The 18,486-nt window shown below is 68.2% G+C and carries 17 protein-coding genes; 4 read left to right on the top strand and 13 right to left on the bottom strand.

The window, feature by feature from the left end; genetic code table 11:
* Positions 1-23: 23 nt before the first annotated feature.
* The gene (locus tag F0357_RS23305) at positions 24-644 is read right to left on the bottom strand and encodes a TetR/AcrR family transcriptional regulator (RefSeq protein ID WP_312861796.1); all 621 of its coding nucleotides are present in this window, start codon (positions 642-644) and stop codon (positions 24-26) included.
* A gap of 119 nt (positions 645-763) precedes the next feature.
* Positions 764-1,588 carry a metallophosphoesterase family protein gene (locus F0357_RS23300; RefSeq protein ID WP_312861795.1) on the bottom strand — a complete coding sequence of 275 codons (825 nt, stop codon included), beginning with the start codon at positions 1,586-1,588 and terminating at the stop codon, positions 764-766.
* A gap of 274 nt (positions 1,589-1,862) precedes the next feature.
* Here F0357_RS23300 and F0357_RS23295 point away from each other — a divergent pair, with 274 nt between their 5' ends.
* Genes F0357_RS23295 through F0357_RS23280 form a run of 4 tightly spaced genes read left to right on the top strand, consistent with a single transcriptional unit; the run spans position 1,863 to position 5,729 of the window.
* The gene (locus F0357_RS23295) at positions 1,863-2,978 is read left to right on the top strand and encodes an ABC transporter substrate-binding protein (RefSeq protein WP_153491028.1); all 1,116 of its coding nucleotides are present in this window, start codon (positions 1,863-1,865) and stop codon (positions 2,976-2,978) included.
* A gap of 5 nt (positions 2,979-2,983) precedes the next feature.
* Complete coding sequence (locus F0357_RS23290; protein WP_246161866.1) at positions 2,984-3,892, top strand: ABC transporter permease; 909 nt, start codon at positions 2,984-2,986, stop codon at positions 3,890-3,892.
* Positions 3,889-4,698 (top strand): ABC transporter permease, encoded by an 810-nt coding sequence (locus F0357_RS23285; RefSeq protein WP_153491024.1) that lies wholly within the window; start codon positions 3,889-3,891, stop codon positions 4,696-4,698. The genes F0357_RS23290 and F0357_RS23285 overlap by 4 nt, the downstream gene beginning before the upstream one ends.
* On the top strand, positions 4,695-5,729 hold the full coding sequence (locus F0357_RS23280; protein ID WP_153491020.1) for an ABC transporter ATP-binding protein: 1,035 nt from the start codon (positions 4,695-4,697) through the stop codon (positions 5,727-5,729). The genes F0357_RS23285 and F0357_RS23280 overlap by 4 nt, the downstream gene beginning before the upstream one ends.
* Positions 5,730-5,846: 117 nt before the next feature.
* Here the strand turns inward: F0357_RS23280 and F0357_RS23275 are convergent, their stop codons facing one another.
* The 11 genes from F0357_RS23275 to F0357_RS23225 form a co-directional block, all read right to left on the bottom strand.
* Positions 5,847-7,220 carry a cytosine deaminase gene (locus F0357_RS23275; RefSeq protein WP_153491016.1) on the bottom strand — a complete coding sequence of 458 codons (1,374 nt, stop codon included), beginning with the start codon at positions 7,218-7,220 and terminating at the stop codon, positions 5,847-5,849.
* A gap of 23 nt (positions 7,221-7,243) precedes the next feature.
* Positions 7,244-8,146 carry a LysR family transcriptional regulator gene (locus F0357_RS23270; protein WP_153491006.1) on the bottom strand — a complete coding sequence of 301 codons (903 nt, stop codon included), beginning with the start codon at positions 8,144-8,146 and terminating at the stop codon, positions 7,244-7,246.
* A gap of 71 nt (positions 8,147-8,217) precedes the next feature.
* A complete protein-coding gene (locus F0357_RS23265) occupies positions 8,218-9,213 on the bottom strand; it encodes an isopenicillin N synthase family dioxygenase (RefSeq protein ID WP_153491002.1) in 996 nt (331 codons plus the stop codon).
* Between the two features lie 152 nt (positions 9,214-9,365).
* Positions 9,366-10,124, bottom strand: coding sequence for an ABC transporter permease (locus tag F0357_RS23260; RefSeq protein WP_376767851.1), 759 nt, complete (start codon positions 10,122-10,124; stop codon positions 9,366-9,368).
* A gap of 49 nt (positions 10,125-10,173) precedes the next feature.
* Positions 10,174-10,950 carry an ABC transporter ATP-binding protein gene (locus F0357_RS23255; RefSeq protein ID WP_153490997.1) on the bottom strand — a complete coding sequence of 259 codons (777 nt, stop codon included), beginning with the start codon at positions 10,948-10,950 and terminating at the stop codon, positions 10,174-10,176.
* 8 nt (positions 10,951-10,958) lie between these two features.
* On the bottom strand, positions 10,959-11,948 hold the full coding sequence (locus F0357_RS23250) for an ABC transporter substrate-binding protein (RefSeq protein ID WP_153490986.1): 990 nt from the start codon (positions 11,946-11,948) through the stop codon (positions 10,959-10,961).
* 498 nt (positions 11,949-12,446) lie between these two features.
* Positions 12,447-13,808, bottom strand: coding sequence for an amidase (locus F0357_RS23245; protein WP_153490983.1), 1,362 nt, complete (start codon positions 13,806-13,808; stop codon positions 12,447-12,449).
* 8 nt (positions 13,809-13,816) lie between these two features.
* Positions 13,817-14,734: an ABC transporter permease gene (locus F0357_RS23240; RefSeq protein ID WP_153490981.1), complete on the bottom strand. Its 918-nt coding sequence runs from the start codon at positions 14,732-14,734 to the stop codon at positions 13,817-13,819.
* The gene (locus tag F0357_RS23235; protein ID WP_153490977.1) at positions 14,731-15,825 is read right to left on the bottom strand and encodes an ABC transporter permease; all 1,095 of its coding nucleotides are present in this window, start codon (positions 15,823-15,825) and stop codon (positions 14,731-14,733) included. Before F0357_RS23235 ends, F0357_RS23240 begins: the two co-directional genes overlap by 4 nt.
* Entirely contained in the window at positions 15,822-17,327 is a 1,506-nt protein-coding gene (locus tag F0357_RS23230) for an ABC transporter ATP-binding protein (protein WP_153490974.1), read from the bottom strand. Before F0357_RS23230 ends, F0357_RS23235 begins: the two co-directional genes overlap by 4 nt.
* 74 nt (positions 17,328-17,401) lie before the next feature.
* Complete coding sequence (locus tag F0357_RS23225) at positions 17,402-18,421, bottom strand: BMP family protein (protein WP_208948566.1); 1,020 nt, start codon at positions 18,419-18,421, stop codon at positions 17,402-17,404.
* Positions 18,422-18,486 lie beyond the last annotated feature (65 nt).

Raw genomic sequence — 18,486 nt, 5'->3', positions numbered from 1 at the left:
CCGAGCGCGGCGGGACGGGCGTCTCAGGCCCTGACCATCGCCAGGATCGTCTCGATGTTGAAGGCGAGGCGGGCGGCGAGGGCGTCCGGCGCCGTCATGTCGCGCTCGTAGACGACCGAGGCCGTGTGGCGGTTCGTCAGATAATAATAGCCGACCGCGCTGATCGTGATGTTGAGTTGCACCGGATCGATGCCGCTGCGGAACAGTCCGGCGGCGGCGCCGCGTGCCAGGATCTGCCCGACGAGATCGCGCGATTGGCGCGCGCCGTCTGCGATCGTCTTCGATTGCTTGAAGTGCCGCGCTTCGTAGAGATTTTCGCTGTTCAGAAGCGTGATGAACTCGGGGTGGGCGAGATAATAATCCCACGTGAACGACACGAGCCGCCGCAGCGCGTCGTCCGGCGCCAGATGGTCGAGCTGAAGGGCGGCTTCCTCCTCCCAGACCTTGCGATAAGCCGTCTCGATCACGGCCTGGAACAGGTCGTCCTTGCTGCCGAAATAATGGTAGAGCATCCGCTTGTTGAAGCCGGCGCGTTCGGCGATTTCATCGACGCGGGCGCCTGACAGACCCTTGGCGGCGAACTCGGCCATCGCCGCGTCGAGGATGCGCGCCCGCGTGGCGTCCGCATCGCGCGGCTTTCCCACGGGCTTGAGGCGGGGACGCTTGGACGCGCGGGTCTTCGCCGCTCGGACCGCCGTCTTCGGGGCGCGGCGGCCCGCGCGACCGCTCGACGGCCGGGGCGGTTGCTGATCGCCCGGAAGGGTCATCGGGCCGGCGCCGGATAGAGGGTGCCGTTGAAGTCCTCGATATAGAAGGTTTCGAGCCCCGGGACGGGATCGAACGCGATCGAGAGCCCCGACGGCGTGAGGTCGAGCAGGGTGATGCCGGTGATGGCCGTGCCCTGCTGCGGAGGCATGGAGGCGTCGCGGGTGAGGAAGCTCGTCGCCGGGACCCACACCAGCGTGGGTTCGCCGTCGGCGAGGCGCGTCCAGGCCCGGTGCATGTGCGCCGTGAACACCGCGTCCACGCCGCCGCGGCCGAGAAGGGCCCGGAGCCGCGCCCGCGCGGCGGGCCGGACGGTCCAGCCGGGACGGTCCGCTTCATCCCACGCCTCGAGGAATAGCGGCTGGTGCAGGAAGACGAGGACGCGGCGGTCGGTCTCGAGCGCGCGCTCCAGGAACGTCCATTGCGTCGCCTCGTCGGGGAGCCCGGTCGCGAGACTCTGGCTGTCGAGGCCGATCAGCCGCCATCCCGGTACGGCATCGCTCAGCCAATGATCCTCGCCGAAATGGCGCCGCCAGCGTGCGAGGCGCTCCGCATCCGTGGGCTGCTCGCTGTCGCGCTCCGTGTCTCCCACGTCGTGATTGCCGGGCAAGATCAGGCAGGGGCTCTCGAGCGCGCGGATCGCCTCGGCGGCGAAGGCGCAATCGGCCTCCGCATTCGCCCCGTCGAAGGTGAGATCGCCGAGGATGATCGTCAGCGCCGGCGCCCGCGCGTTGGTATGCGCGACGGCCTTGGTCCAGTTCCCGACGAAGGTCGGCTTCTCCACGCCGATGTGGGGATCGGCGATCACGGCGATTCTGGTCACGCGCACGCTCCGCTTTCGGCTGGCCTCGTCGCCCCGCCGTGTTGCCTCGATTCCTGTTTGTAACCAACTGGTTATTTGCTGTCCAGAGTCAACAATACATTCGATAATTCAAATGCTTGTCCGATATCTGTCATCGTTGTTTCACATCCGCCGGCTAGGCCTGCCGCCACGTTCCGAACGACAACCGCTTGAGGAAGCGATGCCCGCCGCCGTCCGGCCGAGGCACCGGCGGAACGCCCCGACAGGTCCTCTGATCGTTGCGAAAGGAATCGACATGGCGTCCTTCGAAACCAGCCGGCGCGCGCTTCTCCGTGGGGGATCGCTCGCCCTCGGCGCCTCGCTTCTCGGCCTCAAGATGCCCGGCTTGGCGCTGGCGAGCCCGGCGCCGGCCGCCGATCTCGTCACGGCGGCTCAGCGCGAGAAGGTGCTGAACACGATCGCGCTGTCGCCCAATTGGGTCTACGGCAAGCTGATGAAGGACTTCGGCGCGAAATACGGCGTCGAGGTCAACCCGACCAACCCCGAGGGCAATTCCTCCGAGGAATTGCAGGCGATCCGCAGCCTGAAGGGTCAGGACCGCGCCCCGGATTGCGTCGATCTCGCGCCCTCCTTCGCCCAGCAGGCGGTGACCGAGGGGCTGCTCGCCCCCTACAAGGTCGCGACCTGGGACGACATCCCGGCCTCGGTGAAGGATGCCGAGGGCCGCTTCTACGGCTGCTATTACGGCATCATCACCTTCGCGGTGAACAAGGCGGTGGTGAAGACCGTGCCGCGGAACTGGGCCGATCTGCTGAAGCCGGAATATCGCGGCATGGTCGCGATGGGCGGCAACCCGATGCGCGCCGGCGACAGCTTCGCCGCGGTGATGGCGGCGGCGCTCGCCAACGGCGGCAGCTTCGACAACATCGCCCCGGGCATCGAGTTCTTCGCCCGCCTCGCCAAGGAGGGGAACTACAACCCCACCCAGAGCGACAAGGGCACCATGATGAGCGGCCAGACGCCGATCGCCCTGCGCTGGGATTATCTCAACCTGACGATCCGCGACGATGAGGCAGGCAAGGTCGATTTCGAGGTGGTCGTGCCCGACGACGGCGCGCCGTTCGGCAACTACTACGTCCAGGGCATCAGCGCCTTCGCGCCGCACCCGAACCTCGCCAAGCTGTGGGAGGAATTCCTCTTCAGCGATGAGGGTCAGCTCGGCTTCCTGTCGGGCTATGCCCATCCGATCCGCTTCGGCCGCATGCTCGACCAGGGCGTGATCCCGAAGGAGATCCTCGCCAAGCTGCCGTCGCCGGAGGCCTACAAGCGCGTCTCCTTCGCGAGCCAGGCGCAACTCGACAAGGCCAAGAAGACCGTGGCCGAAGAGTGGGCCAAAGAGGTCAAGATCTGAGCCTCATGACCGGACGCGACTACACCGCCGCGCCCCGCCGAGCCGCCGCCCTCATGCGGCGGCTCGGTCTCGGCCGTCACGCCCTCGTGGTGGCCGCGATGATGGCGCCGTTCCTCGTTCTCACCGCGATCGTCATGGTGGCGCCGGCGGCGATGTTGGTCGCCGAGGCGGTCCGCGGCCCGGACGGCCCGACCCTCGCTTATGTCGCGGACCTCGCGAGCCCGACCTTCGAACTCGCCGCGTGGAACTCCGTCGTTCTCTCGCTCGCCTCGGCCGGGCTCTCGCTCGTCGCGGGCCTCGCGATCGCCCTCATCGCGAACCGCGAGGACGCCGGGCGGCATCTCCCCGCCGCGATCACGAGCTTCAGCGCGGTCGCCGCGAATTTCGGCGGGGTGCCGCTCGCCTTCGCCTTCGTCTCGACCCTCGGTCTGTTCGGGATCGTCACGCGCGGACTGAAGGCCCTCGGCATCGACATCTACGGCATGGGCTTCACCCTCTATTCGATCGCCGGCCTTGCCATCGCCTATGCCTATTTTCTGACGCCCCTCATGGTGATCGTGATCTCCCCGGCGATCCGCGCCGTCCGCACCGATTGGCTGCAGGCCGCCCGGAGTCTCGGCGCGAGTCCCGGCCAGCGTTTGCGTCTGGTGGTGCTGCCGATCCTCGCGCCCTCGCTCGTCTCGGCCTTCGTTCTCCTGTTCGGCTCGGCCTTCTCGGGCTATGCGACGGCCTATGCGCTCACCTCCGGCAACATCGTGCTGCTGACGACCGAAATCGGAAACGTGCTGACGGGCGACGTCGCGAGCGCGCCGCAAACCGGTGCCGCCCTGTCGGTCGCGATGATCGCCATCATGGCGCTTCTCCTTGCGATCTCCGGCTGGCTCGGCCGCAGGACCAAGCGGGGGCGGCGATGAGCGGTGCCGCGCGTTCGACCGGCCGCGGCGGGCGCCTTGACGCCTCTCTCCGCGTGGCCGTCCTCGTCGCAGCGGCGATCTTCTTCGCGGTGCCGCTCGTCGCGACCTTCGCGTTCAGCCTGTTCGAAGGGCAGGGGCTCTATGGCCCGTCGGCCTATGCTGCGTTGTTCGAGCGCGCCGCGCTGATCCGTCCGCTCCTGCTCTCCTTCGAGCTCGCGGCGGCGACGATCGCCGTCATCCTCCTCGTCATGGTGCCGGCGGCGATCGCGGTCCATCTGTTCGCGCCGCGGATGCGCATTTTTCTCGAGGTGGCGGCGGTGTTGCCGTTCGTGATTCCGGCGATCGCCATGGTGGCCGGCCTCACCGCGCTGATCCATGGGCCGGGCTGGCTCGTCGGCTCGCCGTTCTATCTGGTGCTGCCCTATGTCTTCCTCGCGCTTCCCTATGCCTACCGGGCGATCGACGTCGCCCTCGCGGCGCTCGATCTGCCGAGCCTCGGACGGGCGGCGGCGAGCCTCGGGGCCGGCAAGGCCCAGACCATCTTCTGGGTGGTGCTTCCCAATCTCCGCCCGGCCCTCGTCAACGCGGCGCTGATGACGTTCACCGTCGTGCTCGGTGAGTTCACCGTCGCGAACGTCCTCCTGTTCGAAACCTTCCCCGTCTCGATCAATCTCGTCGGCAAGTCGGAGCCGACCCAGGCGGCGGCCCTGTCGGTCGTCAGTTTCCTTCTGACCTGGGCTGCGCTCTACGGCGTGCTCAAGGCCGGCCGCCGGAACCCGTCGCGTCCCGAGGAGGCGAAGCCATGAGCCTGACCTTCGAAGGCGTCACCTACGTCTATCCCGGCACCAAGACCGGCGTACACGATCTCGCCCTGACCATCGCGCCCGGTGAACTCGTCGCGCTGATCGGGGCCTCGGGGTCGGGCAAGACGACGGCCTTGAAGCTCCTCGCCGGCTTCGCCGAACCCGACGCCGGCGTGATCCGGATCGGTGGCGAGGACGTCCGCGGGATCGTGCCGGAGCGGCGGCACCTCGGCATCGTCTTTCAGAACTACGCGCTCTTTCCGCACCTGAGCGCCTGGGAGAACGTCGCCTTTCCCTTGCGCGTGCGCGGCCTGTCCCGGGCCGCGCGGCGCGAGAAGGCCCATGCGATGCTGGAGCGCGTCGGCATGGGCGCGAAGGCGAATGCGCTGCCCGAGCGGCTGTCGGGCGGTCAGCAGCAGCGCGTCGCGCTCGCCCGCGCCCTCGTGTTCGATCCTCGCGGGCTGCTCCTCGACGAGCCGTTGTCGGCCCTCGATGCCGCGCTCCGCGTCGAGATGCGCGACGAGATCCTGCGCGTGCAGCGCGACGTCGGCATCGCGACGCTCCTCGTCACCCACGATCAGGAGGAGGCGCTCTCCGTCGCCGACCGCGTGGCGGTGATGCGCGACGGCCGCATCGTCCAGATCGGCACCCCGCGCGACCTCTACGATGCCCCCCGCGACGCCTACGTCGCCGGCTTCGTCGGACAATCCAATCTGTGGCCCGGTACAGTGGCGGCCGCCGGTGTCGTCGAGACTGCGGTCGGCCCGATCGCGTGCGATACGGCGGGGCATTGGCAGGGCGATCGGATCACCGTCTTCATCCGACCCGAACGGATCGAGCCGGTTTTCGCGCCGTCGGTGACGGACGGCCCCGGCATCAAGCGCGGCACCGTCACCGCCGACCGATTCCTCGGCTCCGTTCGCCGGATCGACCTCGAGGTCGGGGGTGGTCTCGTCCGGATCGAGACCCACCAGCGCGGCGACATCGCCGCCGTCCATATTCCACCGGCGGCGGTCCGTCTGCTGCGGGGGTAAAGGGCGTCGGCCAGTCGGCCCGTCTTGGATCGGTCCGAGACGCTGCGCGCCCCGAGCGCGAACGGCAGGGGCGACAAGACAGGCGCGTCCCCTGTAGTTCGTCGAGCCGGCATGCGCTCATGCGCCGCTGGCCACGCGCGGAAACGCGCCGTCTCGGTGCAGGGTGGAATAGGAGGGCAAGGCGGCAGAGGAGACCGCGCCGGCGCGCACGATGACGCGGTCCGCCTGAGGGCGGGCGATCACCTGATCGAGGCTCCAGGCCTCTAGGATCATGAAATCCGCCGGCCGACCCGCGCCGAGCGTCCCGGCTTCGAGCCCCATCATCGCCGCCGGGACTGGCCCCGCGAGCGCGGTGGCATCACCGTAGGGGTGATCGAGTTGGAGGATCCGCACCGCCTGTCGCCACGTGTCGAGCATGTCGTGGTCGCCATAGGCGTAGAAGGGGTCGCGGCAATTGTCGCCGGCGACCGCCACCCGGATTCCCGCCGCACGCAGTTCCTCGACCGGTGCCACACCGCGCCAGCGCGGGGTTCGCCCCGCCTCGCGGTCTTGGAGATAGAGGTTCACCGCCGGCAGGGTAACGATGGAGAGGCCCGCATCGGCGATCAGCGCGATCCGCTCGCGCGCCTCGGCCTCAGGGAGGAGCGCCAGGGAGCAGCAATGACCGCAGGTGACGCGCCCCTCGTAGCCGTGGCGGATGGTGGCACGGGCGACGTGGGGCAGCGCGTTCGCCTTGGCCGCTTCGTCGACATGGAGATCGATATCGAGATCGCGCTCCTTGGCGAGACGGAAGAGCCGGTCGAGCAGGGCATCGATGTCGTCGAGACCTTCTCCATGGGTGCCGCCGGAGGCGCGGGTGACGCCGCCCATCAAGCCGTCGTGGGTCGCGATCAGGTCGGCGAGGACGCGGCCGTGATCGGTGCCGTAGGCGTCGAGCGGCACCAGCCCCACGGATTGAAGGGCGATGCGACCCTCCCAGCGGGCGCGGATTTCGGCGAAGGCGGCCCAGGTCGTCTCGGCCTGCCCCTCGTGGCTGTCGAGGTGCGTGCGAATGGCGGCGACGCCATGGGCGTCGGCACAGGCGAGGGCGAAATCCATGCGGCGGAGGAGATCGTCCCGCCGCCAATGCGCCACACGATCCGCACTCGTCGCCGCGCGTGCCCCCGGATGGGTGCCCCCGGAATCCGGGGCGCGGTCGAGAATGTGGGCCTTGTCGAGATGGGCATGCACATCGACCAGCAACGGCCAGAGATGACGACCACCGAGATCGACGGCGTCGTCGGCGGCGACCCGGCCGGCCGGCCGCACCGCGCCGATCGTGCCGCCGGCGATGACGAGATCGACGAGGGCGGCGCCATCCCGGTCCACCTCGATCTCGCCGCTCGGCGGCGCGGCAAGGAGGGCGGCGGGCACGCGCGCCCGGGTGAGCACGCCTGCGGATCGGCCGTCGAGCAGGTCGGCGATACGCCGCTTCGGAGAGGTCTGGTCCATGGGAATCGTCACGTGATCAGGCGTCAGGCCGGCGCTTCGATCCGGCCCAACCGCTCTTGGGCAAAATGCAGGAAGTGGCTCGCCGCCGGGGACAGCGAACCGCGGACGCGGTGGAGAATGTTCAGCCGTTGCAGGGCGTCGCCGCCTGCAAGCGGTACGAACGCGAGCGCGCCGCTCGCGAGCTCGCGGTCGACATCGACGCGGTTGAGGAAGGTGACGTGCGGCTCCGAATATGCGAGCTGCTTCATCAGCTCCATGGAGTTCGTCTCGACCACCGCGACGAGGTCGGCGCGGGCGGGCGCGAGGGTCTGCACAACCTCACGCAGCGAGAGCCGGCGATCCGCGAGGACCAGCGGATAGTTTAGGCAATCGGCGATGCGCACGCTCTTGCGGCCGGCGAGGGGATGGCCCGGCGCCATCACCGCGCCGAGCCGATGGTGGAACTCGCCGGCGCGCTGCAGACGCGTATCCTCCGGCAGGTTGTAGGCGATGGCGAGATCGGCTTCGCCCGAGGCCACCATCTCGGTGACGCCGGCCCGATCCCCCACCACCACGCGGATGCTGATCTGGGGCACCGTCTCGCGATAGGCGGCGACGATGTCCGCGAGCAGGCCGGCGGCCAGGGTCGCCATGGTGGCGACGAACACGTCGCCCCGGTTGAGCCCGCGCAGAGCCTTGATCTGCGTGCGCATCCGCTCGTGGGCGTGGAGCGTTTCGCGGATATGGGCGATCAGCAGTTCGCCGGAGCTCGTCAGCTTCAGCCCGCGCGGAAAGCGCTCGAAGATCGGCGCATCGAGCTCTTCTTCCAGGTCAAGAATATGCCGGTTGATCGCCGACGGCGCCACATGGAGCGTCTTCGCCGCCTTGCGAATAGACCCCTGCCGTGCCACTTCGTCGATGTAGCGCAGTGCGCGACCGTGCAGCATACTCAACCTCATCGTGGCCAGGTGGCGAATTGCCCCGGCCACGATGGCATCGGCTCCGCTGATCATCAACGTTACATCTTGGATTTATTGAAGTTTGCGTTGATCCGCATGGTCAGATAGTCGCCCGCGCTGATCGGACCATATTTGCCGAGCGGTCCGGCGATCACGGCGTCGCGGTTGGCCTGGCAGAAGAACGGCAGCGAAAGCCGACGACCCATATATTCGCCCGGGCGCGGCATCCGCACGCGGTGCAGGGTCGATTGCAGTTGGTCGTCCGACCAGCGCATCAGCATGTCGCCGATGTTGCAGGTGATGTAGCCCGCCCGCGGCGGCACGTCGGTCCATTGGCCGCTCGCGGCGTCCTTGCCGGGGCAGACTTGCAGGCCGCCTTCGCCTTCCTTCTGGTGCAGAATGGTCAGGCAATCGAAATCCGAGTGGGCGCCCGCGCGCCACGCCGCGAAATCTTCGGGCTTCGCGTCTTCCATCGACATATAATGGATGAGCCGAAGCGTGGATTGATATTGATCCGAGGCCGGATCGTGCGCCTTGGTGAAGAAGTCTTCGGCAAAGCCCATCTTGAGCGCGAAGCAGGAGAGGATGCGCATTCCGAGCTGCCAATTGAGGTGCTCGAAGCGGAGCATGCGCGCCTGGAAGTCCGGCAGCTCCGCTTCGCTCGGCCACAGCCCGGCCATGTTGGGACGGGTGATCTGGTAGCTTTCCTTGTTGTCCGGCGTGCCGGTGGACGGACGCACCTGCGCCTTGAATTCCCACCCGGCATTGACGCCCTTCGGCATCGGATAGCGAGCCTTCACCGTCGCCGGCAGTTCGAAGAACGACCATACCGTGTCGAAGGCGGCGTCGATCTCCTCTTGGGCAATACCGTGATTGTAGACCTGGAAGAAGCCGATCTCGGTCGAGGCTTGCCAGAGTGCGTCCGCGATCTCCCCTCTCCGGGTCTGGAAATCGGAGAGATCGATCGCGGGAATGGCGCGCTCGATCGTGGTCCCGAGACCGCCGATGGTGGTCTCCTTGTTCAGTTCGGCGAGGCTGTAGGCTTGAGCATTCATGGCATTCTCCTTCGCGATGGCCGGCGTGCCGGCGCTTGAGGAGCAATGTCCGGGTTGGAGGCCCGACCGCTTCTACTCCAGGGTTGCGGACACGGCGGATGGCCGGGTCCGTATGGATGGCGCCCTGCGGCGTTGCCGGAGCCCGAGCGTGCTCACGTCTTCTTCGGCAGGCTCCAGGGAAACAGCACTTTCTGCAGAATGACGACGAACTGGAACAGGATCAGCGACATCGCGGCCAGCACGAACAATCCTGCCCAGGCTTGCGGCAGCTTGAACATCGAGGTCGAGAACTGGATGAAGTAGCCGATGCCGGCTTCCGAGGCGCAGAACTCGGCGACGACCGCGCCGATCACCGAGAGCGTGACCGAGATCTTCAAGGCGGAGAAGATGTACGGGACGGCGAAGGGCAGGCGGATCTGCGTGATCTCGCGGAAGGCCGGCGCGCGGAGGCTGCGCGACAGCTCGATCAGTTCCGGCGGCGTCGCGGCGAGGCCGGTTGCCGTCGAGACGACGAGCGGGAAGAACGTGATCAGGCACGTGATCACAACCCGCGGCGCGTCGCCGGCGCCCAGCACCACGATGATGATCGGCGCGATCGCGACCACCGGGGTCGATTGCACCACGACGAGAAGGGGATAGATCGTCTTCGAGAGAAAGGGAGAGCGGACGAGGACGATCGCGAGCGGAATGGCGATCAGGATGGAAAGCGCAAATCCCATCAGGGCGACGCGCAAGGTCGCCCACACGTGGACCATCCAGTGACCCGCGTCGATCGCCCCGAAGGAGCGCAGGATCGCCGAGGGCGCCGGTACCAGATAGGACGGGATCGCAAACAGCCGCGTCGCGAGTTCCCAGACGACGATGACCACGACGATCGCGCCGATCGCCGCAAAGCCAGGCGTGGCGGCCACACGGCGCACTCCGGCCGCGACGGTGCCGCGGCCTGCCTCAGTCTCGCTCTCACGCGGCATCGCGCTGGAGGAGGAGGTCGCGGAGAGTGGAAGCAAGCTCATGGATCGCCTTGTCCTTTGCCGTCTCCGGTCCGCGCGGTCGAGGCGCCGGCACGCTCATGTCGGTGAGAACGGTTCCCGGCCGCCCCGTCATGACCAGAACACGGTCGGCCAGAAGGGCCGCCTCGCTCACGGAATGGGTGATGAACACGACGGTCTTCGGCCGCTCGGAGAAAATGCCCAGAAGATCGAAACCCATCACCTCCCGCGTTAGGGCATCGAGGGCGGAGAATGGCTCGTCCATCAACAGGATGTCTGGGTCCATCAACAGCGCCCGGGCGATGCCGACGCGCTGTTGCATTCCCCCCGACAATTCGTCCGGCAGTCTCTTGGCGAAACCGTCGAGGCCGACCATCGCGAGCAAGGCGCGGGCCTGATCGCGCTCTTCGGCGCTCACCCGCCCCCGCTTGTGCCGGGCGGGGAAGAGGACATTGTCCTCCACGGTGGCCCACGGCAGCAGGGTCGGCTTCTGGAAGACGATGCCGATATCGTCGCGCGGCTCGGCGACCGGCAGGCCGAACACCTCCAACCGGCCGGTTGTGGGCTTCAGCAGCCCGGCGATCAGGCGCAGCAACGTGGATTTGCCGCAGCCCGACGGCCCAAGGATCGCCAGGAACTCGTGGCGTCGGACCTCGAAGGACACGTTGCGCAGGGCCTCCGTCCGCCCCGACCGGGTGTCGAAGGTCTGTCCGACGCGCTCGAAGCGGATGGCGGGCTGATCCGTCATGCCATGCCTCATTGTGCCGGGATGAACTGGCGCGTCACGACCGTCTCGGGATCGAGCTTCGCAGGATCGAGGTTCTGGGCGGCGGAGACGCGGCGCCATGTTTCCGCAAGGCGCGCCGGCACGAACACGCCGACGCCGTCCTTCTCGGTCACCTCGTTGAACATGAGCGGCAAGGTGTCGTGGATGGACCCCAGAACATCCTCGGAATTGAGCTCCTTGACCACGGCGGTCACGTCGGCCGCCGCCTCTTCGGGGTGGGCCTTGGTGAATTCCATCGACTTCACGTAGGCGGCGACGAAGCGCTTGGCGACGTCCGGCTTGGTCTTGAGGAAATCGTCGTTGGCGATCAGCGAGGCGGAATAGAGCTCGAGGCCGGCAGCGTCCCACGGCAGGGCGACGATCTCCTTGCCGGCTTCCTTGCCTTGGTTGGTGTAGCGGGTCTTGTCGGTCATCCAGGCGATGATGGCGTCGACGTTGCCGGTCATCAGCATCGGGCCGAGGGCGCCGGGATCGGCCTTGATCAGCTTGATCTCGGAGGGATCGATGCCGGCATCCTTGAGCACCAGGGGCAGGAACACGTTCGACGACGTAAAGGGCGAGGTGGCGATGGTCTTGCCCTTGACGTCCTTGATCGTGGAGATGCTGCCGCCCTTCACGACATAGAAGGCGTGCGGACCCTTGTTGAACACGGACAGGATGGCCGTGACTTTGACGTTCTCGTTCGCCCTCGCCGCCATCAGCGCGCCGATGTCGGCCACGCCGACATCCGACGAACCGGCCGCGAGGCGCGAGATCGCCTCCGTGGAGCCGCGACCCGAGGCGATCTCGACATCGAGGCCCGCCGCTTCGCAGAAGCCGTGGTGGATGCAGACATAGATCGGCGCCTTGTCGCCGCCGGGCAGCCAATCGAGCTGGAAGGTGATCTTGTCGGCTGCGAGTGCCGGCGCCGCGAAGAGGCCGCAGGTGAGCAAACCAAGAACGAGCTTCCTCAGCATCATGATCGATCTTCCAGGTCCTAATGACGAAGGTCGGTTCGGGGCGGGTTCGCTGCGCGACGTGGCAGCGACGCTGTGCGGATTATCCGCACACCACTGAGGGTCGATGCAACGAGTTTAATCAGGTCAGATGGGTGATGAGGAATTGAGCAGGTGCCCCGCAAGGCTGCGCGAAAGGCGAGCAAGTGCCGAGGAGGGATTTGAAAGTGCTCGCATATCGGATCTGAGTGGCGACGCTGAACGTGATCAATTCGAGAGCGTTCTGATTTTCAGAACGATCGCGGCGGAATTTGCCGGTATTGCGATGCTCGCGGCCGGGACGTCGGCATCAGAAAACGGTCCGCGCGGACCGATAATGAGGCTCGATCCGCGCTCAATCCGAGCTTCACGGGCAAGGGGAATGGCCGGCGGTCGTCGCCCGGTTCGCCGACCGAAGCGAACGAGTCGCGCCGCGCCGGCCGGATGAATCTCCGCCGATGTCCCGAATAAAATCGGTAGGTGCTAAAGCGCCAGCGCTTCGGCGAAGGCGAGCAGGGCGGCGTCCCTGCGGAAGCCGGCGACGAGTTGGATGCCGATCGGCAGTCCCGATCGGGAGAAGCCGGCCGGGAGGCTGATCGCCGGCAGGCCGGCGGCGTTGACCCAGCCGGTGAAGATCGCGTGGGCGCGGGGGCCGGCCGGCTGGCCGGCGATCCGGTCCGGGTAGGGCTCGCCCGCGGGCCAGGGCAGGGCGGCGGCCGTCGGCGTCAGCACGAAGTCGTACGAAGAAAACAGCGCATCGCATTGCGTGCGCAAGGCATTCACCCGGTCGGTCGCCTCGAAATAATCGGCGCCGCTCATGGCCCGGCCCTCCGCGGCCATGGCGCGAACCGACGGGCCGGCTTCGGCTTCGATATCGACGCTACCCAGATCGGCGCGGCCGCGGTCGAGCAACCAGGCGACGCCGGAGCGGGAGATCACCGCCCAGATCCGGGCGAAGACGTCGAGATCGAAGAATACGCCGCCGTCCTCGACCGAATGGCCCGCCGCGACGAGCCGCTCGGCCACCGCCCGCGTGGCGCCGGCGATCTCCGGATCGACGGGCGAAGCCCCGAAGGCGGGAATAAAGAGGATCCGCGCGCGCTGCGGGGCGGGCGCCGTTCCGATCGCGAAGGCGCGGCGATCGTCTCCGTGGGGACCGGAGAGGATGTCGGCGAGGAGCCGCGCATCGGCGACCGTCCGCGTCAGCGTTCCGATCGTCTCGAAATCCCCGAGGATCGGCGGAAAGCCGTGGGCGCGCGCGATGCCGCCGATCGAGGGTTTCCAGCCGACGAGCCCGGTGTGGCAGGCCGGTCGGCGGATCGAGCCGCCGCCGTCGGTGCCGATCGCGGCGGGCACGAAGCCGGCCGCGACGCTCGCCGCCGCGCCACCGGACGACCCGCCGGGGGTGAGCGTCGGATCGAACGGATTGCCGGTGGTGCCGAACAGGGCGTTCGAGGTGTAGCCCTCGAGGGTCAGTTCCGGGACGTTGGTCTTGCCGAGCGGGATCATGCCGGCGGCCCGGAGGCGAGCGACGGGGAGTTCGTCGTGGTCCGGCACGAAGGACTTAAGCGCGCGGCTGCCCCAGGTCGCGGGCATGCCGGCGACGAGGAGGTTGTCCTTGATCGAAAGCGGGATGCCGTCGAGGGCGGAGAGTGGTGCGCCGGCCTTTCGCCGCGCGTCGCTCGCCTGCGCCGCCGCCCGCGCCCCGTCGGCGTGGACATGGACGAAGCTGTTCAGGGCGCCGTCGCCGTCGGCGATGCGGGCAAGGCAGCGCTCGACGAGCGCTTCGGCGGTGAGATGGCCGGCGGCGAGCGCCGCGGAAAGGTCGGTGAGGGTGACGGGCATCGGAGATCTCAGAGGCGGCGGTCGAGGGGGCGGCCGATCGCGGCCGGCAGGTGGGCGTTGCGGCCCAGTCCGGCGAGTACCGCGAGGCCGATCAGATAGGGGATCATCTGCATCACATAGGAGCTGACCGGGATGCCGAAGCCCTGCAGCCGGTATTGCAGCGCCTCGGCCGCGGCGAAGACGAGGCAGGCGGCGGCGGTGCCGTAAGGTGTCCAGCGGCCGACGATGAGCGCGGCGAGGGCGAGATAGCCGCGTCCGCTCGTCATGCCGTCCGTGAAGGTGCCGACCTGCTGGGTCGTCAGCACCGCGCCGCCGAGGCCGGCGACGGCCCCGCAGGCGATCACCGCGAGCATGCGCACCTTGAGCGGATTGAGGCCCGAGGCGAACACCACGTCCGGATTTTCACCCGTCGCCCGCAGCGTCAGGCCGATCTCGGTGCGCTTCAGGAGCAGGGTGAAGAGGACGCAGAGAACGATGGTCAGGTAGGTGAGCGGCGGGTGGGCGAAGAGGAGCGGCCCGATCCAGGGCAGGTCCGACAGGAGCGGGATCGGCATCACCGGCAGCAGCGCATTATGGATCGCCATCGGCTGACCGGAGGCCGACAGGATGCGCATCAGATAGGATGTCAGGCCGACCGCGACGATGTTGAGCGAGAGCCCGGTCACCATGTTGTCGGCGCGGAAGCGCACCGCGACGATGGCGACGACGAGGCCGGCGAGAGCGCCGCCCGCGAGGGCGATCGCGAGGCCGGCGAGGGCATCGCCGCCGCTCATGGCCGTGCCGATCGCCGCGCCGAAGGCGCCGATCAGCATCATGCCCTCGAGCCCGACGGCGAACACGCCGGCGCGCTCGGAAAGGATACCGCCGAGGCCGGCGAGGAGGATCGGCGTCGCGATCCGGATCGAGGCCGCCAGAAATTCGATCATCGCCGCCGTCCCGACATCGCCACCAGAACGAAGATCATGGTCAGCCCCTCGATCACGGTGACGAGTGCGGTCGGCACGCCGATCTGGCGCTGCATGGCGAGCGATCCGGTTTCGAGAAAGCCGATGAAGAGCGCGGCCGGTATGATCGCGACGGGCTCGATGGCGCCGATCAGCGCGACCGTCACCGCCTTGAAGCCGAAGCCGAGGGAGAAGCCCTCGATCAGGCGGTGGTGGAGGCCCAGTATTTCGATGCCTCCCGCGAGTCCGGCGAGCGCGCCGGCGAGGAGCATGGCGCTCCAGGTGAGCCGCGGCAGGGAGAAGCCGGCATAGGCCCCGGCGAGCCGGGATGCGCCGGAGACCCGCAGTCCGAAGCCGAACGGCGTCCGCCACAGCAGGAACGAGGAGAGCGCCGCGGCCGCGACGGCAATGACGATACCAAGGTGGGCGTCCCATCCGGCGAGCTTCGGCAGCCAGACGTTGCGCGGCATCAGAGGTGATTGCAGGAAGCCGGCCCCGGTCTGTCCGAGCACGCCCGCCAGCAATTGCTGCACCAGCAAGAGCGCGACGAAATTGAGAAGCAGCGTCGCCAAGACCTCGTGGACGCGGCGCTTGAGGTGGATCGCGGCGGCGAGACCCGACCACAGCGCGCCGGCGGCCGCGCCCGCCGCGAGCGCGAGGGGGATCGCAAGGAAAGCGGGCAAAGCCGGGGTGAGAAGCGCCGCGGCGGCGGCCCCGGCTCCGCCGACGGCGATCTGGCCCTCGGAACCCAGATTGATGATGCCGCCGCGGAAGCAGATCGCGACGCCGATGCCGGCGAGGAGATAAGGTGTCGCCCGGTTGAGCCCGGTGCCGATCTGGTGCGGGCTGCCGAACGCGCCGTCCACGATCGCCAGAAAGGCGAGGCCCGGATTCTTGCCGGCGAGCAGGATGAGCACGGCCGAACAGATCACCGAGAGCACGAGCGCGAGCGCGATCTGGCCACCGAGCCCGATGCGGCCGAGGCGCAAGGAGAGCCGGCGCCACGAAAGTCTCAGCCGGGAGAGGCGATGGGCGGGTGGAGGTGCCGCAGCCATGGTCGAGCCCTCGCTCATGCCGCCCTCCCGGACATCCACAGGCCGATCTCCTGGAGATCGACGTCGCGATTGGGCACGATCCCGGCGAAGCCGCCGCCGGCCATCACCGCGATGCGGTCGCTGATCGAGAGGATCTCCTCGAGCTCGGACGAGATGTAGACGATCGCCGCGCCCGCGGCGCGCAGCGCGATCATCTCGTCGAGCACGAAGCGGGTGGCGCCGGGATCGAGGCCCCAAGTCGCCTGATGGGCGACGACGACCTTCGGCTGCCGGTCGAGCTCGCGGGCGATGACGACCTTCTGCTGGTTGCCGCCCGAGAGGCGGCCGACGACGAAGTCCGGGTTCTGCGCGCGGATGTCGCAGCGCTCCATCAACGCGCGCGCCTGCGCCGCACCGCGCTTCGGCGTCAGCGCCCAGCGCGTGCCGTAAGGCGCGCGCCGGCTGTCGCGCAGCATCAGATTGTCGAGAATGGTCATCGATTTGACGAGCGCGGTGTGGGACCGGTCGGCGGGCAGGTAGGCGAGGCCGAGGTCGATGCGCTCGACCGTCGGCAGCGACGTCGCGTCGTGATCGGCGATCAGAACGAGGCCGCCCGTCGCCGGTGCGAGGCCGGCGAGCGTTTCGGCGAGCTCCAGTTGCCCGTTGCCGTCGACCCCGGCGATGCCGAGGATCTCGCCGCCGCGGACATCGAAGGTGATCGGGGTCAGGCCCGGGCCTTCGAGCCCGCGGACGCTGAGGGCGAGCGCCCCGCGCGGCCGGTCACCCGCCTCGACGCGCGGCATCGGCACGTGGCGGCCGACCATCATCTCGGCGAGCGTGGCACGGCTGACGCCGGCGACCGGCGTCGCGCCGGCGAGCTTGCCCGCCCGCAGCACGACCACGCGGTCGCACACCTCGAGCACCTCCGGCAGCTTGTGGCTGATGAAAATGATCCCGGTGCCTTCCGCCTTGAGGCGGCGGAGGATGTCGAGCAGTTCGCGCACTTCGACGGGGGCGAGGTTGGAGGTCGGCTCATCGAGGATGAGCAGCTTCGCCTGGCGCAGGATCGCCTTCAGGATCTCGACGCGCTGCCGGCGGCCGAGCGGCAGGTCGGCGATGCGCGCGTCGGGGTCGAGATCGAGGCCGAAGCGCTGGCTCGCCTCGCGGATGCGCTCGGCCATCGCGCGGGGCTTCAAGACGCGGCCCGCGTCGCGCCAGCCGAGCATGATGTTCTCGGTAACGCTCATCGCCTCGATCAGCATGAAGTGCTGATGGATCATGGCGATCCCGGCGGCGATCGCGTCGGCGGGGGTGTGGGCGTCGAACAGGGCGCCTTCGAAGCGGATGGTCCCGGCGTCCGGCGGCACCATGCCGAACAGGATCTTCATCAGCGTGCTCTTGCCGGAGCCGTTCTCGCCGAGAAGCCCGAGGATTTCGCCGTGGCCGAGGTCGAGGTCGATATCGTCGTTCGCCCGCAGGGTGCCGAACGAGCGCACGATATTCCTCATCTCCAAAAGCTTCGGCTGGTCGGGTTCGCTCACGGCAGGTCCTGCTTGGGGGAGGAAGGATCGTGTCCGGGGCGGTGGCCGCCCCGGACAGGCGTGGACGGCCGGGATCAGCTTCCGCTGCGGGCGTCCTGCTGGGTTGGGGCGATTTTGAGGGTGCCGGATTTGAACTGCGCCGCCATGTCGTCGAGCTCCTTCACCACCGAGGCGGGGACCTTCGGGCTGAACGGCGTGCCCTCGGCATAGAGCAGCGAGGCGCCGGTCACCGGGGCGGTATCGTAGCCATATTGCAGGAAGGTGCCGAACGGCTTGCCGGCCTTCACCTCGTCCACCGTCTTGCCGAGCATGCTCGGCCAATCCTCGACGATGTTGGTGAGGACGTTGTCCGGCGCCGCCTTGGTCTGGTCGAAGCCGCGGCCGGTGACGTAGACGTTGCGCTCCTTGGCCGCCTCGACGACGCCGGCGATCGCCGCGTTGAGCTTGCCGGTCAGGACGTCGGCGCCCTGGTCGATGAGGGAGAGGGCGGCCTCCTTGGCGGCGGCGGCGTCTTCCATGTCCTTCACGTAGATGATCGTCACCTTCGCGCCGGCCTTCGTGGCGCACAGGCGGAACGCGCCGGCCTGGGCCGTGATGTTCGGCACGCCTTCGAGGCCGTAGACGCCGGCGACCTTGCCGGTCTTGCTCATCCGCGCCGCGAGCAGGCCGATCTGGCAGCCGAACTGAGCGTTGTTGTAATCGACCGACATGACGTTCGGCGCCATGCCTTCATTGCCGCTCACGGCGATGAACTGGGTCGTCGGGAAGTCCGGCGCAACCTGCTCCATCGCCGAGACGAAGCGGCCCGAATGGCCCATCACGACCTTGTAGCCCTGGCTGGCATAGCCGCGCAGCGCCTCGGCCTCGTCGGCATCGGCGACGTTCTCGGTATAGGCGGTCGCGAAGCCGTGGGACTTGAGGCTCTGGAGGATCGAGTAGCCGAGGGCGTTCCAGCTCTGGTCGTTGATCGAGCCGGGCAAGAGGATCGCCGCCTTGTCCTCGGCCATTGCGGCGCTCGCCGCGCCGAGGCCGGCGAGAAGGATGGTGGCGGAGGTCAGGGTGCGGAGCAGAGCGAGTGATCGTTTCAGCAACATGGGACTTCCCTTTCTCTGGAGAGTCCGCCCAGGCTTCATCGACCCGGTTTCGGACAGAGGTAGTC

The sequence above is a fragment of the Segnochrobactrum spirostomi genome (assembly GCF_009600605.1).
In the GTDB taxonomy this organism is placed as follows: Bacteria; Pseudomonadota; Alphaproteobacteria; order Rhizobiales; family Segnochrobactraceae; genus Segnochrobactrum; species Segnochrobactrum spirostomi.
This window is presented reverse-complemented; position numbering and strand designations above follow the sequence as displayed.

Excerpts from the sequence above, each read along its gene's own strand:
- F0357_RS23295 (WP_153491028.1), top strand. The coding sequence starts at position 1,863 with ATGGCGTCCTTCGAAACCAGCCGGCGCGCGCTTCTCCGTGGGGGATCG.
- F0357_RS23290 (WP_246161866.1), top strand. The coding sequence starts at position 2,984 with ATGACCGGACGCGACTACACCGCCGCGCCCCGCCGAGCCGCCGCCCTC.
- F0357_RS23285 (WP_153491024.1), top strand. The coding sequence starts at position 3,889 with ATGAGCGGTGCCGCGCGTTCGACCGGCCGCGGCGGGCGCCTTGACGCC.
- F0357_RS23280 (WP_153491020.1), top strand. The coding sequence starts at position 4,695 with ATGAGCCTGACCTTCGAAGGCGTCACCTACGTCTATCCCGGCACCAAG.
- F0357_RS23275 (WP_153491016.1), bottom strand. The coding sequence starts at position 7,220 with ATGGACCAGACCTCTCCGAAGCGGCGTATCGCCGACCTGCTCGACGGC.
- F0357_RS23270 (WP_153491006.1), bottom strand. The coding sequence starts at position 8,146 with ATGCTGCACGGTCGCGCACTGCGCTACATCGACGAAGTGGCACGGCAG.
- F0357_RS23265 (WP_153491002.1), bottom strand. The coding sequence starts at position 9,213 with ATGAATGCTCAAGCCTACAGCCTCGCCGAACTGAACAAGGAGACCACC.
- F0357_RS23255 (WP_153490997.1), bottom strand. The coding sequence starts at position 10,950 with ATGACGGATCAGCCCGCCATCCGCTTCGAGCGCGTCGGACAGACCTTC.
- F0357_RS23250 (WP_153490986.1), bottom strand. The coding sequence starts at position 11,948 with ATGATGCTGAGGAAGCTCGTTCTTGGTTTGCTCACCTGCGGCCTCTTC.
- F0357_RS23245 (WP_153490983.1), bottom strand. The coding sequence starts at position 13,808 with ATGCCCGTCACCCTCACCGACCTTTCCGCGGCGCTCGCCGCCGGCCAT.
- F0357_RS23240 (WP_153490981.1), bottom strand. The coding sequence starts at position 14,734 with ATGATCGAATTTCTGGCGGCCTCGATCCGGATCGCGACGCCGATCCTC.
- F0357_RS23235 (WP_153490977.1), bottom strand. The coding sequence starts at position 15,825 with ATGAGCGAGGGCTCGACCATGGCTGCGGCACCTCCACCCGCCCATCGC.
- F0357_RS23225 (WP_208948566.1), bottom strand. The coding sequence starts at position 18,421 with ATGTTGCTGAAACGATCACTCGCTCTGCTCCGCACCCTGACCTCCGCC.